At 74.8% G+C, this 381-nt stretch carries 1 protein-coding gene; it reads left to right on the forward strand.

Features of this window, described 5'->3' with window-relative positions; all coding sequences use genetic code 11:
- Positions 1-381 (forward strand): HAD family hydrolase (locus ACFR9S_RS04880; RefSeq protein ID WP_379818196.1); only part of this gene is annotated, 381 nt, incomplete at both ends.

The following is a 381-nucleotide window of genomic DNA, read 5'->3' on the forward strand; positions in this document are numbered from 1 at the left end:
ACCACGACGCCTCCGCCGACCTGCTCGCGGCCGCGGCCGAACTCGAACGACGGGCCGCCCACCCTGCTGCCGCGGCGATCGTCGAGGCGTTCGGCGACGACACCCCCGAAGTCGAGTCGTTCACCAGCCACCCGACCGGCGTCGAGGGAACCGTCGACGGCCGGCAGGTGCTCGTCGGGAACCCGGACCTGTTCGCGGAGCGCGGCTGGTCGGTGCCCGAAGGCGTCGCGTCTCGGGCGGCTGAGGCGCGGGAGGCCGGGAAACTGCCGGTGCTCGTCGGCGAGGACGGCGCGGCGTCGGGGATCGTGATCGTCGGCGACGAGGCCCGACCCGACTGGGAGTCGACCCTCGAACGCCTCGCCGACCGGGGGCTGGACGTGG

The organism is Halolamina salina (assembly GCF_042678005.1).
GTDB lineage: Archaea > Halobacteriota > Halobacteria > Halobacteriales > Haloferacaceae > Halolamina > Halolamina salina.